At 64.6% G+C, this 15,685-nt stretch carries 15 protein-coding genes; 4 read left to right on the forward strand and 11 right to left on the reverse strand.

Annotation, left to right across the window (positions count from 1 at the left end; translation table 11 throughout):
• Positions 1-83: 83 nt before the first annotated feature.
• A complete protein-coding gene (locus ACVCNR_RS19175; protein ID WP_354193817.1) occupies positions 84-968 on the reverse strand; it encodes a LysR family transcriptional regulator in 885 nt (294 codons plus the stop codon).
• 102 nt (positions 969-1,070) lie between these two features.
• Here ACVCNR_RS19175 and ACVCNR_RS19180 point away from each other — a divergent pair, with 102 nt between their 5' ends.
• Positions 1,071-1,688, forward strand: a complete 618-nt coding sequence (locus tag ACVCNR_RS19180) for a LysE family translocator (RefSeq protein WP_447076087.1) — start codon at positions 1,071-1,073, stop codon at positions 1,686-1,688.
• Positions 1,689-1,699: 11 nt separating this feature from the next.
• On the opposite strand, the gene ACVCNR_RS19185 is transcribed toward ACVCNR_RS19180, so the two are convergent.
• Complete coding sequence (locus tag ACVCNR_RS19185; protein WP_447076088.1) at positions 1,700-3,703, reverse strand: transcriptional regulator; 2,004 nt, start codon at positions 3,701-3,703, stop codon at positions 1,700-1,702.
• 125 nt (positions 3,704-3,828) lie between these two features.
• On the opposite strand from ACVCNR_RS19185, the gene ACVCNR_RS19190 reads away from it, so the two are divergent.
• Both ACVCNR_RS19190 and ACVCNR_RS19195 read left to right on the forward strand, forming a co-directional pair.
• Positions 3,829-4,917: a PLP-dependent cysteine synthase family protein gene (locus ACVCNR_RS19190; RefSeq protein ID WP_447076089.1), complete on the forward strand. Its 1,089-nt coding sequence runs from the start codon at positions 3,829-3,831 to the stop codon at positions 4,915-4,917.
• A gap of 53 nt (positions 4,918-4,970) precedes the next feature.
• Positions 4,971-6,419 carry a pyridoxal phosphate-dependent decarboxylase family protein gene (locus ACVCNR_RS19195; protein ID WP_447076090.1) on the forward strand — a complete coding sequence of 483 codons (1,449 nt, stop codon included), beginning with the start codon at positions 4,971-4,973 and terminating at the stop codon, positions 6,417-6,419.
• Between the two features lie 68 nt (positions 6,420-6,487).
• On the opposite strand, the gene ACVCNR_RS19200 is transcribed toward ACVCNR_RS19195, so the two are convergent.
• Together ACVCNR_RS19200 and ACVCNR_RS19205 are read right to left on the reverse strand one after the other, a co-directional pair.
• Positions 6,488-7,720: an MFS transporter gene (locus ACVCNR_RS19200; protein WP_447076091.1), complete on the reverse strand. Its 1,233-nt coding sequence runs from the start codon at positions 7,718-7,720 to the stop codon at positions 6,488-6,490.
• Between the two features lie 137 nt (positions 7,721-7,857).
• Positions 7,858-8,304 (reverse strand): VOC family protein, encoded by a 447-nt coding sequence (locus ACVCNR_RS19205; protein ID WP_447076092.1) that lies wholly within the window; start codon positions 8,302-8,304, stop codon positions 7,858-7,860.
• A gap of 130 nt (positions 8,305-8,434) precedes the next feature.
• On the opposite strand from ACVCNR_RS19205, the gene ACVCNR_RS19210 reads away from it, so the two are divergent.
• The gene (locus ACVCNR_RS19210; protein WP_354193810.1) at positions 8,435-8,896 is read left to right on the forward strand and encodes a MarR family winged helix-turn-helix transcriptional regulator; all 462 of its coding nucleotides are present in this window, start codon (positions 8,435-8,437) and stop codon (positions 8,894-8,896) included.
• A 25-nt stretch (positions 8,897-8,921) separates the two neighbouring features.
• On the opposite strand, the gene ACVCNR_RS19215 is transcribed toward ACVCNR_RS19210, so the two are convergent.
• From ACVCNR_RS19215 to ACVCNR_RS19245, 7 genes are all read right to left on the reverse strand, one after another.
• The gene (locus ACVCNR_RS19215) at positions 8,922-9,824 is read right to left on the reverse strand and encodes a dihydrodipicolinate synthase family protein (RefSeq protein ID WP_447076093.1); all 903 of its coding nucleotides are present in this window, start codon (positions 9,822-9,824) and stop codon (positions 8,922-8,924) included.
• Positions 9,825-9,876: 52 nt separating this feature from the next.
• Positions 9,877-10,578, reverse strand: coding sequence for a GntR family transcriptional regulator (locus ACVCNR_RS19220; protein WP_354193808.1), 702 nt, complete (start codon positions 10,576-10,578; stop codon positions 9,877-9,879).
• Positions 10,579-10,685: 107 nt separating this feature from the next.
• Entirely contained in the window at positions 10,686-12,149 is a 1,464-nt protein-coding gene (locus ACVCNR_RS19225; protein WP_354193807.1) for an aldehyde dehydrogenase, read from the reverse strand.
• Between the two features lie 56 nt (positions 12,150-12,205).
• Complete coding sequence (locus ACVCNR_RS19230) at positions 12,206-13,042, reverse strand: alpha/beta fold hydrolase (protein WP_447076094.1); 837 nt, start codon at positions 13,040-13,042, stop codon at positions 12,206-12,208.
• Positions 13,043-13,055: 13 nt separating this feature from the next.
• Complete coding sequence (locus ACVCNR_RS19235) at positions 13,056-13,658, reverse strand: amino acid synthesis family protein (RefSeq protein ID WP_354193805.1); 603 nt, start codon at positions 13,656-13,658, stop codon at positions 13,056-13,058.
• Between the two features lie 59 nt (positions 13,659-13,717).
• Positions 13,718-14,923, reverse strand: a complete 1,206-nt coding sequence (locus ACVCNR_RS19240; RefSeq protein ID WP_354193804.1) for an iron-containing alcohol dehydrogenase — start codon at positions 14,921-14,923, stop codon at positions 13,718-13,720.
• Positions 14,924-14,933: 10 nt separating this feature from the next.
• Positions 14,934-15,656, reverse strand: a complete 723-nt coding sequence (locus ACVCNR_RS19245; RefSeq protein WP_447076663.1) for an amino acid ABC transporter ATP-binding protein — start codon at positions 15,654-15,656, stop codon at positions 14,934-14,936.
• Positions 15,657-15,685 lie beyond the last annotated feature (29 nt).

Raw genomic sequence — 15,685 nt, forward strand, 5'->3', positions numbered from 1 at the left:
TGGCCGGCACCCGACTGCTCCCGGACAAGAGCGAGAGCGGATCGCCTCCCTGTCAGGCGTTCTCATCTTCAACACTGGTGTTCTTATATCTTCCCCTCACCTCTGCGTCCCAGATCGGCTCTGGGCCTGTGGGTCGTGATCCAGTCGATGACCGAACGCGTATGGAGAGCGGTTTCTTCCGAGAGGCCGGGCCGGACATGGGCCACAAAGTCTACGGCAGGCAGCGGCGGCAGTTGACGATTTACCTCCGAAGAATAGAGCGATGGGGCAACCGAGCTGGAGTTGAGCGGTGTTACGGCAAGCCCGGCCGCAGCCATTGCCGTCAAGCTGCCGAGGCTGGGACTGACGGTCGTTATCTGCCAGGCGCGGTTCATGGCCGCGAGCGCTGCAAGCGCTGCGTCCCGATAGGGACAGGGCTCGGGAAATACGGCCAGGGGGATGGGGCCACTGAGATCCAGCGGATATTTTCCGAACGCCCATACCAGCGGTTCGCTCCACAGATGCGTGCCGGCCTGCTCCCCCCTGCATCTGCACCCGACTATCAAGTCGAGTTCTCCCCGCTCCATGCTCTCCAGCAGCAGCGTGGTGTTCGAGATGTGAATCTCCAGTGTCCTGCTCGCGCGCGCGTCGTGAAATTTCTTCAGGACCGACGGCAGCCAAGTGCTCGTTAAATCGTCCGACGCGCCGATCCTCAAGTTGAACGCGCTGCTGCTTCCTTTCATGAGGCTCCGGGCATCCTCGCTCAGGCGCAGGATTGCCCGCGCATAACCGAGCAGCGCCTGCCCCTGCGGCGTGAGAGCCACCGTTCGAGTGTTGCGTTCGAACAAGGTGCATCCGGCCTGATCTTCAAGCCTGCGGACATGAGCGCTGACCGCGGATTGGGTCAGGTTCAGCTGCTGACCGGCCTTGGTGAAACTCGAAAGGTTCGCAACTGCCTCGAAGGTGCGAAGCAACGGGATATCGAACATCGATTTACCTCATGACGCACTGAATATCATGATAATAAATCGTTTCTCATGATCAATGAAGGCTGATTGACTTGATCCCCTCGAAAGACGGGATCTGTCACCTTGTCGTTTGAAGCCTGGATTCCTTTTGCTCTTGCAACGATGACTTTCGCCTGCATGCCTGGACCGGCCATCCTCTATATGTCGGCACAGACGCTGGCCTATGGTCACAGGGCCGGCCTCATGGCCGCTCTTGGCGTCCATCTTGGCTGCTATGTGCATATCATGGCAGCGACTGCCGGGCTGGCCGCGCTTCTCCATCATGCACCGGTTCTCTACTCCGCCATCAGATTTGCCGGCGCGCTCTATATGTTGTGGCTGGGCAGCAAGATGGTGTTTTCCCCGAAGCGTCAGGATGGAGCAGAGACCCCTGCCCCGCACCCAAGGGTGCTGCGGGACAGCATCATCGTGGAGGTCCTCAATCCGAAAACCGCGCTGTTCTTCCTGACGTTCCTTCCGCAGTTCGTGAACCCGGAAGCGGCGCTCCCCAGTTGGCTGCAGTTCCTGGTACTTGGCGTCATCGTCAACGGCGCGTTCTCGATCGCCGATCTCGCCTCGGTCGGAATCGCATCCGTTGCTTCGCCGCAAATCTCGTCGAAAGGATCCCTTGCCTGGGTTTCGAGGGCGAGCGGTGTCATCCTCGTCGGACTGAGTATCGCCATCGTGCTGCGCTATGTCTAAGGACAGGAAGTTCAGGACCCTGCGAGGCCGATCCGTCGGGCCGCACCCCTGTAGAGGGACTGTATGTCCTTGTCGAAGCGGAATGTATCAAGGAAGTGCGTCACGTCGTAATCCGGGATCTGCCGCCTGATCCGCGTCACGTGACTCCGCGCTCCGTCAATATCTCCGGCGAGGGCGAGACAGTGGGCCGCGATGGCCAGTATATGCACATGCGCGTTTGGGCGTGACGCGGCTCTCATGCCCCATTCGGCAGCCTCCTCGAACCTGCCCAGGCGTACCAGCGCCATGGCGCGTGCACCAAGCATGCCGAACAGCAGCGGGTCGCAGGGGCTGAGCAGGCGGGAATGGTCCGACGAGGCGATTGCCGCATCGGGATCACCGTTCTGGGAGTGAATGAATGCGACGGAATAATGCCCCAGCGCGAAGTTCGGGCTGAGTTCGACGGATTGCTCCAGTGCATGGACAGCCTCGGTCGCCTCCCCGCAGAGCCAGAGCGCACGTCCCATCGCCCAGTGCGCGCTGGGGTTCAGGCTGTCGGCTTGCAGGCTGTGGCCCGCCGCCTCCAGCGCCTGCTTTGTCTGGGCGTTCCGATCTTCCCAGCGCTGGAAGGCGTTCTGCCAATGCGTGAAAGACAGACCGGCGTAAGCGCGCGAAAAAGTTGGATCGAGTTTGGCGGATTGCCGGAAAAAATCGGCGGCCCGCGCGTTTTCTTCGGCCGTGAAATTGTACATGTGCCACAGGCCACGATGAAAACACTCCCACGCATCGAGCGAGTCCGCTGGCTTCAAGAGGGCGCGATTGCGTTCGGCCGTCTCGATCTCCGCCGCAATCGACGAGACGATGCCGTCGCATAGGTGATCGAGCACCGGCAGGTGGGCGACGGCATCCGCCTCCAGCTTGTCTGCCCACAGGACGTGGGAAGTGGCGGCCTCGGCAACCTCCACGGTCACGATGGTGTTGTCGGCACTGCGTTGCACATAGCCGTTGGCGATGTAGTCGACAGCGAGCCGCTCGCCGATTTCGCGCACGCTGAGCGCCTCGTCGGCGATGGCGAAGACCGAGCCTCGTGCAATGACGAACAGGCTGCGCAATCGCGCCAGCCTGCTGATGATGTCGTGGGTCAGCGCATTCCCCAGCACGCTGCGTCTTCCCGTGCCGCGGCCGAACTCTGTGAATGGCATGACGGCAATGGAGGCGCGCCGCGAAACGGCATTTCCAGTGTTGGCAAAAACTCCTGATGCCGCTGCTGCCGGTGCGGTCGAGGCGACCCGCATCGCCGCCCATGCGGCCCGCACCGGAGCGAAGTCGATGCCCTCCGATGCGAAGCTGCGCGCGGCTGCGTCGACGTAACGATCGCCCTCCTCGATCATGTGCCGATGGAAGAGCTCCGTCAGAAAACGCTGGTTGCCCTCGATGTCGAACGGCGCGCATTCCAGCCAGTTCCTCGCTGCGGCAAGTCCCTTCGACGTCCCCGGTGTCGACCGGCGGCCGATCTCGACGACGATCTCTGCCTGGATCAAGCGAAATTCGCTGCGCCTCGAGGTCAACCAATGCTGGAGATCGGGACTGCCGTTGACGTCGAGACCGTCGAGCAGGTCACCTGTGAAAGCGGCGGACAAACTCTCCAACTCGTCATCGGAGAGCTGTCCGATCCCATTTTTTGACAGCGAAAGAACCCTGAGCGCATCAACGTCGCAATCGCGCAGGTCGAGAGCCACCCGGCCCTCATCGGTGATCACCCGCAACCGCCCGGGCTCATCGAGAAGCGCACGCAGCTTGGTCAGGCACCATCTGAGTTCGCCACGCGGGTCGTTTGGCGCCTGCCACAAGAGTTCGCAGAGGCGCTCGCGCGATACGGGGTGCGACGCTAACGCCAGATAGGCGACCAGCAGGCGGATTTTCCGAGACGGGGGCAATGGTGCCGCCACGCCGGCGCGCAACACCCTCAACGGCCCGAGCAGCCGCAGTTCAACCGCCGCCACCGACGGCTTTGAAGCGGAACGATCCGATTCCATGCTCGCTCCAACGCCGGCTCCCACGCCGCGGCGCCAGCGCGCATTCTAGCATCGGTCCTGCAATCGCAAAATCTCAATCGACGCCGAGCCCGACGGTCGCGAGCGCCGCATCCAGGGAGGACGACATGTCAATGAAGGAAGCTTCGAGGACCACGAGCGGCCGCGGACGGCTGTTCGACAGCGTGGTGGAGACGATCGGCGACACGCCGACGATCCGCATCAACAATCTCGGCGTCGACGGCCGGACGATCTACGTCAAGGCCGAGTTCTTCAATCCCGCATCCTCGGTCAAGGACCGGCTGGCCGTCGCCATCATCGAGGACGCCGAGAGGAGCGGCGCACTCAAGCCCGGCCAGACCGTGGTCGAGGCGACCAGCGGCAACACCGGCATCGGGCTGGCCATGGTCTGCGCCCAGAAGGGCTATCCGCTGGTCGTCACCATGGCGGACAGCTTCTCTGTCGAACGCCGGCGGCTGATGCGCATGCTCGGTGCCAAGGTCGTGCTTACGCCGCGCATGGAAAAGGGCTTCGGCATGTATCTGAAGGCGGTCGAGCTTGCCGAGAAGAACGGCTGGTTCCTTGCCCGCCAGTTCGAGACGAAGGCCAATGCCGCAATCCACGAGGCGACGACCGCGCGCGAGATCGTCAACGACTTCGCGGGCTCGCGGTTTGACTGGTTCGTCACCGGCTATGGCACCGGCGGCACGGTGGTGGGCGTGTCGCGCGTCCTGCGCCGCGAGCGCCCGGAGACGAAGATCGTGCTTGCCGAGCCGGCCAATGCCCAGCTCATCGGCAGCGGCCACGCCCAGCAGCGCGGTGCGCAGGGCCAGCCGGCTGTGAGCCATCCGGCCTTCGAGCCGCATCCGATCCAGGGCTGGACGCCGGACTTCATTCCCGACGTGCTGCAGGAAGCGATCGACAGGAAGTACTATGATGAGGTGCGGCCGATATCAGGTCCGGAAGCCATGGAATGGACCAGGATGCTTGCGCAGAAGGAAGGGCTCTTCACCGGCATCTCGGGCGGCGCGAGCTTCGGCGTCGCGCGGCAGGTGGCGGAGAACGCACCGGCTGGCTCCGTCATCCTGTGCATGCTGCCCGACACGGGCGAGCGCTATCTCTCCACGCCGCTGTTCGAGACGATCCCGGCCGACATGGACGAGGAGGAACTGGCCCTTTCGCTCTCCACGCCCGGCTTTCAGCTGGCCGCAGCCTGAGCGGGAGGCCGTCATGGCGAATCTTGTCGCCCGCAAGATGGATTCCGTCGGCCATGAACCCCACCGAAACGCTCGATCCGGTCGACTGGTCGCGCGTGGCGGAACTGGCCCACCGGATGATGGATGATGCGGTGGAGCATGTACGCACCGTGCGCGACCGGCCGGTATGGCGGCCGATGCCGGAGGAAGTCGAGACGGCTTTCCATGGGGCGCCGCCCTGGAGCCCCATGCCGCTGGACGAGGTATACGAGATCGTTCGACGCACCGTGCTTGCCTATCCGATGGGCAACGTCCATCCGCGCTTCTGGTCGTGGTACATGGGAGCCGGCAATTTTACCGGCGCGCTCGCCGATTTTCTCGCCGCCGTGCAAGGATCCAACCTTGGCGGCGGCAGTCATGCCGCCGCGCTCGTCGATCAGCAGGTGGTCGGCTGGCTTCGCGACATGATCGGCCTGCCGCCGACGGCGAGCGGCACGCTGGTCAATGGCGGCTCGGTAGCCAACCTCGTTGGCCTCACCGTGGCCCGCAATGCCATGGCCGGGATCGACCTGCGCGAGGAAGGAGTGGGTGCGCTGGAGCGGCCGCTTCGCTTCTATGCTTCCGACCAAGTTCATTCCTGCCACCGCAAGGCGGTCGAGACCCTCGGCCTCGGCAACAGGGCACTGCGCCGCATTCCGACCGATGCCGCCTTCCGCATCGACCTCGGAGCCCTTCGAACGGCCGTTCATGAGGACCGGGAGGCCGGTTTCCAGCCTGCCTGCATCATCGGCACGGCCGGGACCGTGAACACCGGTTCCGTTGACGACTTGAATGCGCTTGCCGACTTCGCTGCCGAGGAAGGCATGTGGTTCCACGTCGACGGCTGTATCGGGGCGCTGGTTTCTGTTGCCCACGACAACGCATGGCGGGTCAAGGGGATCGAGCGCGCCGATTCCGTTGCGCTCGATCCGCACAAATGGCTGCATGCGCCCTTCGAGGTCGGATGCGTCCTCGTGCGGGATCGCAAGGCGCATCGCCAAGCCTTCGCGGTTTCGCCCGAATATCTCAAGGGCACCGCGCGCGGGCTGGCCTCGGGCGAATGGCTGCACGAATACGGGCTCCAGACCAGCCGGGGCTTCGGGGCGCTGAAGGTCTGGATGGCCCTGATGGAGCATGGCACCGCGAAGTTCGGCCGGCTCATCGACCAGAACATTGCCCAGGCCCGTCACCTTGCCGATCTCATTCGCGACAACGTGCCCCTCGAACTGATGGCGGAGCCGGAATTGAACATCGTCTGCTTCCGCTATGCGCCTGCCGGCCTCACAGAACAGGAATTGAAGGCGCTGGACACCGAAATCATGATCAGGCTTCAGGAAACCGGCGTGGCCGCGCTGTCCGACACGGTCATCGGCGGCCAGCACTGCCTGCGCGCGGCCATCTGCAACCACCGGACGCGCCCCGAGGATCTGGAATTGCTCGTCGCCGAAACCTTGAAGCTGGGGTCGGTGTTGGCTGGCTCGTAAAGGCATCGGGCGATGCGCCGGGGTCTGGCGATAGGGGGCGATCATCCGCCCCCAAAGGATCGTACTCGTCAGGACACTGCTGCCTTTGGAGCTCCGGCCATCACCTCATCTTTCTGCCTTTCGGGGAATGGCCGGAACGTCATCAGGATCAGCATTGCCGCAAGCCCCATGCCCCAGGAGCCGATATACATCAGGGTGTAAGAGTCGAACCGGTCGTAGACGAGGCCGCCCAGCAGCGGGCCGGTCGACATGCCGAGGCTGCCGGCCATCGCCGAGCCGCCTATGATCGTGCCCATCATCTTGAGTGGAAAGTTCTCGCGGATGATGACGGCATAGAGCGGCATGGTGCCGGCATAGATGAAGCCGACAAGCGCCGCCACTGCGTAGAAGGGGCCGAGCGTCGAGACGAACACATAGGCGAGCACGCCGAAGGCCTGTGCCAGCAGACCAATGACGAGGACGCGCTGCGCACCGAAGCGGTCGCCTGCAAGGCCGAAGCCGATGCGGCCGAACATGCCGGCAAGCCCCTCGACGCTGTAGATCGACACGGCTGCGATCATCGGGATGCCGCAGGTCACCGCATAGCTCACCGTGTGGAAGATCGGGCCGGAATGGGTGGCGCAGCAGAAGAAGTTTGCCAGCATCAGCGTGATGAACTGCGGCGAGCGCACCGCCTGTCCGACCGTCATGTCCGATCGCGGTTCGTCGGTTGCCGTCGAGGCCTGCCCGCCCTCCAGCGCCGGCGGGCGGCGCACGAGCAGTGCTACGGGGATCATCAGGACGGCCGCGATGCCGGCGATGATCAGCATGGCGGTGCGCCAGTCATGCATCGTCACCAGCCAGGCCGCGAGCGGCGCCATGGTCATCGGCGCCATACCCATGCCGGCGGAGACCAGCGAGACGGCGAGACCGCGCTGCGTGTCGAACCAGCCGGTCACGCAGGCCATCATCGGCGCGAAGACGGCGGCGGTCGCGGCACCTACCAGAAGGCCGAACAGGAGCTGGAATTCCACCAGCGATCCCGCCCGGCTGGCGAGCGCCAGGCTCGCGGCCAGCACCACCGATCCTGTCAGCACCACCGGGCGCGGCCCGAACTTGTCGGAGAGGCCGCCCCACACCATGCTGGCCGCGGCCATGGCGAGGAAGCCGATCGTCATCGCCGTGGATATGCCGGTGACCGACCAGCCGGTCGCCTGCGCCATCGGCCGCAGGAAGACGGGCAGCGAGAACATGGCGCCGATCGCGACACAGCCCAGCAGGCCGCCCGCCGCGACGATTACCCAGCGATAGGGATGGTTCATGGGGACACTCCAGAGCTACCCTGTACCGCCCGGCGCCCTGCTCGGCCGCCGGACGGTGGTTGATGCCCCAAGGACGCGTCAGGAGCGCCGGTGCCGACATCCGGTTGGATTTTTATCGGCACTTCCTGAATACAGGATCAGCCCTGCGGCGGCTTCCAGTCTGTCGAAGGTATGGTGTTGATCATCCAGGGAACGCCGAACCTGTCGACCAGCGAGCCGAAGCCGGGCGACCAGAAGGTTTCGCTGAACGGCATGACCGCCCTGCCCCCCTCGGACAATTGGTCGAACCAGCGCTGGGCCTCGGCCTTGTCCGCGGTGTGCAGGGTGACGTCGAAACCGTTCTTGGGCTTGTCGATATTGGGGGCCCATTGGGCATCCATGTCGGCGCCCATGAGCGCCTGGTCTCCGACTTCGAGCCAGCAATGCATCAGCCAGGTCTTGTACTTCTCGTCGGTGATCGGCATGCCGGGAGGCGCATCGGCATACTCCATGGCAGCGGTGATCTTTCCGCCCAGAACCCTGGCGTAGAACTCGAATGCCTCGCGGCACTGCCCCTGTAAGCTGAGGCTCGTCACAATCTTCATGGTCATCTCCTCTTCTGATTGGGGGTTGCGTGCGTGCCCAGCGCTCGCGGGAAGCGATCGTCGATGCCGATTGTGCCTCCTTGGTTATGTTGATATCAACGTAATAGATTCAACACTGTCAACCTTCCCAATGAATGCTCCTGACAAACCCGGCCACCAAACCACGCTCCTGGTGCGCGACACCTGCCTTTGCCTGCATGCGCAAAGAGCGGCGCGGGCGCTTGCACGCCGCTTCGACGTCGAGCTGAAACCGGCCGGCATCACCAGTGGGCAGTTTTCACTTCTCATGTCGCTCAACCGGCCAGCGCCGCCAAGCATTGGCAGCGTGGCATCCCTGCTGGCCATGGACAGGACGACGTTGACGGCCAATCTCAAGCCGCTGGAGCGCCGCGGCCTTGTCGAGATGGTGGCCGATCCGCTGGACAGGCGTGCCCGCCTGCTGCGTTTGACCGCTGCCGGCCGGGCCGTGCTGGTGGAAGCGGTGCCGATCTGGATGCGTGTCCATGCGGCGATCGAAACGACCCTGCCCGACCCGGACCGCCTGCGTTCCGATCTGGCCCTTCTTTCGAAGCCTGACGATCAGGAGGCCTGATAGGTCCTGCCGCGACGCCGGGAGATCAAGGCCGGATGTTGGCTCCGATATGTTCAAGCGCTGCCTCGACCCGTGCCGCCGCGCCCGCATCGAGCGGCAGGATCGGACGGGGCGGGATTGCCCGGCACAGGCCGAGAGCCTCGGCGAGGGCGTACATGACACGGAAGCTGCCGAACTCGCGAAAAAGATCCCAGAACGACTGGAACGCCCGGTCGAGTCGCTCCGCCTCAAGCCGGTCCCCGGCCATGGCCGCGGTCGCGAGCGCCCGTGCCTGAGCCGGCAGAAGCCCGGCGATGACGCTGTACCAGGCGTCGCCACCAGCCAACAGCGATTCTGCCGCGCCCCAGTCGCCGCTGTAGCCAATGGCAAAGTCCGTCGGTGTATGGGCGCGCAGTCGTGCCAACTCGCCGCGGAAGTCGTTATCGGCGGGCAACGGCATCTTTATGGCTGCAATGTTCGGCATCTGCGCCAGACGTGCAATCAGGTCCTCGCTGAAAACAAAGCGCGTGGTGCCGGGGTTGTTGTAGATGCAAAGCGGCAGATCGCCGGCCCCGGCGACCGCCGATATATGTTGGAACACCTCCTCCTCCGTGAGCGGCGTGTAGGACATCGGCGCAAGCAGCAATCCGTCCGCCCCCGCCGTCCTTGCATCGCGGGCGAGTGTCTCCGCCTCATCCGTGCGGAGCGCGCCGACACCGACGATGACAGGGACCCTGCCGCCGACGCTGTCCCTGGCGATCTCGACGGCACGTCGCCGCTCCTCACGCGACAGGAAGGCATAGCCGCCCGTGCTGCCGAGGAGGCCGATCGAATTGACGCCGGCTGTGCTGATCCGTTCGAGCAGACCCGAAAGCGCGGTCGCGTCGACGCGTCCTGCCACATCCGTCGGAGTGATGGAAAAGGCCGAAAGGCCGGTAAACAGGGTCATCATCGTCTTCCTGCCGGCTAACACCGTACACCCGGCAACGTGAGCGGCTGCGTCAGTCTATCCTCTCGTCCCTGCTGGCCAGAAAGACCTCACGCGCGATAGAGGCGGCCCTGCGGACATGATCTCGCGCGGCGGCGGCGGCCCGCTCACCGTCGCGGTCGCGGATCGCTTCGACGATACGGGCCATCTGGGCCGGTCCCTCGACGTTGCGGTTCTCCGTCTGGATCGTCATCGACCGTAGATGGTTGATCCTGACCGTCAGAAGCTTGACGATATCCCAGGCGACGTCACGATTCACCTTGCCGAACAGGATGCGGTAAAACTCCGAAGTCTGGTTCAGCACCTCGGCCAGATCGTGAGCGGCATAGCCGGCACGGATCCCGGCCAGCGCGGCTTCCAGCTCCGGCACGATGGTCGGATCGTCGGCTTCCGCGCAAAGCCGCGCGGCCATGGCCTCAAGCGCACCGCGCACCTCGTAGATCTGTTCGGCAACAGCCAGATCGAGCCGCGCGACGATCGGCCCCTTGCTGCCCTCCGTGCTGACCAGTCCTTCGGACTCGAGATGGCGCAGGGCTTCGCGCACGATGGTGCGGCTGACGCCCATGCGTTCCACCAGATCGCGCTCGACGAGCCGGTCGCCGGGACGGAAGACGCCGTGGAGAATCGCATCGCGCAGGTTGCCGAGCGCGAGTTCGCGCAAGGTCTTGCCCGGCCGTTCGACCCGAAGCTCCGTGGCTGCGCCTTCCTGATCCATTCCCGCTCCGTCGTCCTCTTCTCCCGCGCCCGGTGCGCTGTGGAATCCGGGCCCGGACACCATATCCCCTTGCCCGGTTTTCACAATATTCTCAATGGTGTGCCGGATCAGCGCATCACGAAGGGGTCCGGGAACGGATCGTCACAGGTGCGCACCCAGACCGTCTTGGTGCGCGTGTAATCGAGCGCCGCCGCAAGTCCGCCCTCACGCCCGTGTCCCGACATGCCGAAGCCGCCGAACGGGGCTATGGGCGAAACTGCGCGGTAGGTATTCACCCAGACCACACCTGCCCTGATGCGCCGGATCAAACGATGGCCCCGCGCCAGATCACGGGTGAAGACGCCCGAGGCCAGTCCGAATTCGGTGTCATTGGCGATACGGATGGCTTCCTCCTCGGTTTCGAAAGATACCACCGACAAAACAGGACCGAAGAATTCCTCGACCAATGAGGGCGAGTCGGTTCCATCGCAATCCAGAATGGTAGGCAGGTAATAGTATCCTTCCCGCCGGGGTGCGGACCCGCCGCAGACCAGCCGCGCACCGGATTGCAAGGCGCGGCCGACCAGGGCGTCGATATGCTCGCGCTGCCGAAGGGTGGCCAAGGGGCCCACCTCGGTCGCCATGTCCAGCGGGCCGCCGATGCGGATGGCTTCTGCCTTGGCCTTCAGCTTCGACAAAAAGACATCCTTGACGCCGCGTTCCACGATCAGTCTCGATCCCGCGACGCAGCTCTGACCGCAGGCGGCGAAAATTCCGGCCACCTGCGCGTTAGCGGCACTGTCGAGATCGGCATCGGCAAAGACGATGAAGGGTGATTTTCCCCCGAGTTCCAGCGAGGTCGAGGCAAGGTTTTCCGCAGAGTGGCGCACGATATGGCGTGCTGTCGCCGGTCCCCCGGTAAACGCGATATGCGCCACTTTCGGGTGCGAACTCAGCACGCTGCCGCAGGTCGGGCCAAAACCGGTTATGATGTTGACCACTCCGGGCGGGAACCCGGCTTCATGCACGAGGCGGGCGAATTCCAGGAGCGGCGCAGGCCCGTCCTCCGAAGCTTTCAACACCATGGTGCAGCCGGCCGCCAGTGCCGGACCCAGCTTGACCGCCGAAAGGAAAAGCTGGCTGTTCCACGGTACGATCATGGCGACGACGCCGATCGGTTCGCGGCGCAGCCAGACTTCCATATCCGGCTTGTCGATCGGCAGATGCGCGCCTTCGATCTTGTCCGCCAACCCGGCATAGTAGCGGAAATAATCCGCCACATAGGCGATCTGGGCTGCTGTTTCGCGGATGATTTTGCCGGTGTCCCGGGTTTCCAGTTCGGCAAGCCGCTGCGCGTTCTGCGCGATCAGATCGGCCAGCCGCGACAGCAGCTTGCCCCGCTGCGTGGCGGTCAAACGGGGCCATTCACCCTCATGCAAGGCCCTGTATGCCGCCGCCACTGCGCGCTCGACATCAGCCGCCCGGGCCTCGGGCATTTCGGCCCAGGGGGTGCCGGTCGCGGGATCGAGACTTTCGAACCGGGCCTCGCCATCCGAGAAGGTGCCGTCGATGTAGTATTGGAAACGCTGCATGGCCTGCTCCCTGGGTGGTGCGGCGCGACCGCCCGGCCGCGTCGCCGTCGTTCTTATCAGACCGGCTCGGAGAGCCAGCGCTCCAGTTCGGTATTCACCTTGTCCGGTGCCGTCAGGTTCACCATATGGCGATGCCCCTCGATCACCACGGCCCTGCCGCGAGGGGCCAGGGATGCCATGTGCCGTGTCATCTCGGGGGTCGAGTTCGGGTCTCCATCGGCGGTCAGGAACAGTGCAGGCGCGGTCACTCTTGGCCAGGCCTCGGCAAAGGTCTCGTCGCCGGTGGCAAAGGCAGTATAGGTTATCGCATAGGCACGCCGGTCCATCGCCGAAAGCCAGCGGACCACCAGATCGCGCGCGGCAATCCCGGTCGCATCCTCGCCGAACCAGCGCCGCATCGGGCCCAGGGTGTCGACGCCCTCGGTCCAGATGGCCGCGGCGCGTTCCATCACGGCACGCTTGGCTTGCGGCTCACGACAAAACACGCCGTTCAGGCAGGCCACGCGGGCGATCCTGTCCGGCAGGCTTGCGGCTGCGCCGCCGGCGATCAGCGCCCCCATCGAATGCCCTGCCAGACTGACGCGGGCTTCACCCAGTTCCTCCAGCGTGCGGCCGACCCAGGCAACGAAATCCTTCAGCCCGCTGCCGACCGGCAGGGCGACGCTTTCCCCATGGCCGGGCATGTCCAGGGCGATCACCTTGCGGGTTTTCGCCAGGTGCAGGATCTGCGGCGCCCAGGCTTCGAGCCGCATGCCGACCCCGTGGATCAGCACCAGCGTCTCCCCTTCGCCGGCCATCGTATAGGCGGTGCCCGCCGGTGTCCGGCGCCGCCCGATTTCCCGGACCGCGGCGACGCAGTCCGGCAGAGAAAGGGATTGAACCCCGGCTTCCATCGTCTTGCGCCTTTCAGACACCGGCCGGATTGGACGCGTCCTGACCCAGATCCTTCAGGTCCTGATAGCGATCACCGATGCGGTGATGCGGCCGCCCGCCAACCGAGGCGCCGAGCGCCACCACGATCTCGTTTGCGGCCGGGGCATCGGGAATTGCGCTCTGGATCGTCAGATAATGCGAACGGCGTCCCTCATCGTTCTTGTCCATCAGGGGGATCATGATCGGCGCATTCGCCGGGCCCCGGGTGTTGGTGAAGGCGAGATAGGATTTTGCCCCCACCGCGCCGCGGTAATGGTTGCCGAACCTGAGGGTGTGGATCAGCGCATTGGCATGTTCGAGTTCACCGTCCAGGCCCACCACGGCGGCTTTGCCGTAGGCCTCGACCGCCTCGCCCGAACCGACGGCGTCGATGATCATACCGGTCAGCAGTTTGCCGAGCTCCGGGGCGACGGCGTGGATTTCGGGTTTCAAATCCTCGACATAGCCGCGCCCGGCCCACGGATTTGCAATCACCGCGAAGGCCGAGAACAACCTCAGCGGCTGGCGAGCAGGACGCCCGCCCTCGATCAAGGTGGTTTCGACCTGCAACAGGGTCTTGCGGATTTCCAGGGACATGACACGCTCCGTCAACAGTAGGTGCTGGCCGAGCCCTGTACCGGGCCCGGGAGATGGGATCAGGCGGTGGCTGGGAGGGCAGGATCGAGCCCGCCGGTGAAGGCCAGTTCATAAAGGCGCGCCATTTCATCGGGTGTTGGCAGGCGCGGGTTGTTATTCGGCGTTCCCGAGGCCAGCCCCTGACGGGCCATCTCGGGGATTAATTCCATGTAGCGGGCGCGGTCGATGCCGAAGCCTTCCGGCGTCGGCACTTTCAGTCGCCGGTTCATCGCCTGAAAGGCCGGGACCAGTGCAGCGGCGGCCTCGGTGTCGCCCGTGGAGGGCGGCACAATGCCCAGCGCCCGCGCTGCCATGGCATATTTCCCCGGCGCCCGCGCCAGCGAAAACTGCGTGACCAGCGGCAGAACCATGGCATTGGACATGCCATGCGGGACGTGGAAGAAGGCACCGATCGGCCGGCTGAGGCCATGGATCAGGGCGGTCGAGGTGTTCGATACCGCCAGCCCGGCATGGGTGGCGCCCAGCATCATTCCTTCACGAGCAGCACGGTTGGCAGGTTCTTGCGCCACCGTTTCCAGATGGGCTCCGATCAGTTGCAGGCCCGAAACCGCCAAGGCGTCCGAATGCGCGTTCGCGTTGCGGTTCACCAGCGCTTCGAGCGCATGGGTCAGAGCGTCGATGCCGGTATCCACCGTCACCCGGAAAGGACAGGTCAGCGTCAGTTCGTAGTCGACGATGGCGGCTGCGGGCAGCGCCGCCGTGCCAAGGATGAGCATCTTCTCATTTGCCGCCACGTCGGTGACGACCGCAGCACGGGTGACCTCGGACCCGGTGCCGGCCGTGGTCGGAATGGCCACCAGAGGCAACACGTCTTGATCGACGATACGCGGTACCTTCAGCGCGTTCAGCGGCTCGCCGGTCGAAAGCACGATGCCTGCCGCCTTGGCCGTGTCGATGGCGCTGCCGCCGCCAAGGGCGACCAGACCGTCATGGCCGCCTTCGCGGGCCTGCACCACCAGCGCGGCGACGGAAACATCGGTCGGGTCCTCGACCACATCGGCAAACAGGCCGAAGCTCAATCCCTCCGCCACCAGGCCTTCGGTGATTGCGGCCGCGTGGCCGACCGTAACCATCGTTTGATCGGTGACCAGCAGCGGGCGGGAGACACCAAGCGATTTCAGCAGGCCCGCCAGCCGGTGGCGCGCGCCGCCTCCGATCAGCAACTCGCGCGGGGCCAGCACCCGGTTGATCGACTGTTGCATCATGTCGCCGCCCTCAGTGCACCAGGATTTTCGAGAGGAAGGAACGGGCGCGTTCAGTCTTCGGATTGTCGAAGAAGGTTCCGCGGTCGCCGATCTCGACGATCTCGCCCTGGTCCATGAAGACGATCCGGTCCGCCACCTTGCGGGCAAAACCCATCTCATGGGTGACAACCATCATGGTCATGCCCTCCTGCGCCAGCGCGACCATGACATCGAGCACCTCGTTGATCATCTCGGGATCGAGCGCCGAGGTGGGCTCGTCAAACAGCATGGCCTGTGGGTCCATCGCCAGAGCGCGGGCGATGGCGACGCGCTGCTGCTGGCCGCCGGAGAGCTGGCCCGGGTATTTCCCGGCATGGGCGGACAGTCCCACCCGTTCCAGCAGGGCCGCAGCCTTGGCCTTGGCTTCGGCCGGGCTGCGTCCCAGAACCTTCTCCTGCCCGATGCAAAGGTTCTCGGTAATGGTCATGTGGGGAAACAGCTCGAAATGCTGGAACACCATCCCGACCTTGGCACGCAAGGCGGGCAGCCTGGTTTTCCTGTCGGTGACGTCCGTACCGGTCACCGTGATGCGGCCGTTGTCCACCGGCTCCAGCCCGTTGACGCATTTGATCAGCGTAGACTTGCCCGAACCGGAAGGGCCGCAGATAACGACCACCTCGCCACGCTTCACGGTCAGGCTGCAATCTTTCAGAACCTGGAAGTTCGGGCCGTACCATTTGTTGACCGACTGCATCTCGATCACGGGTCTGTTGTCCGCCATGA

It is taken from the genome of Aquamicrobium terrae, assembly GCF_052978165.1.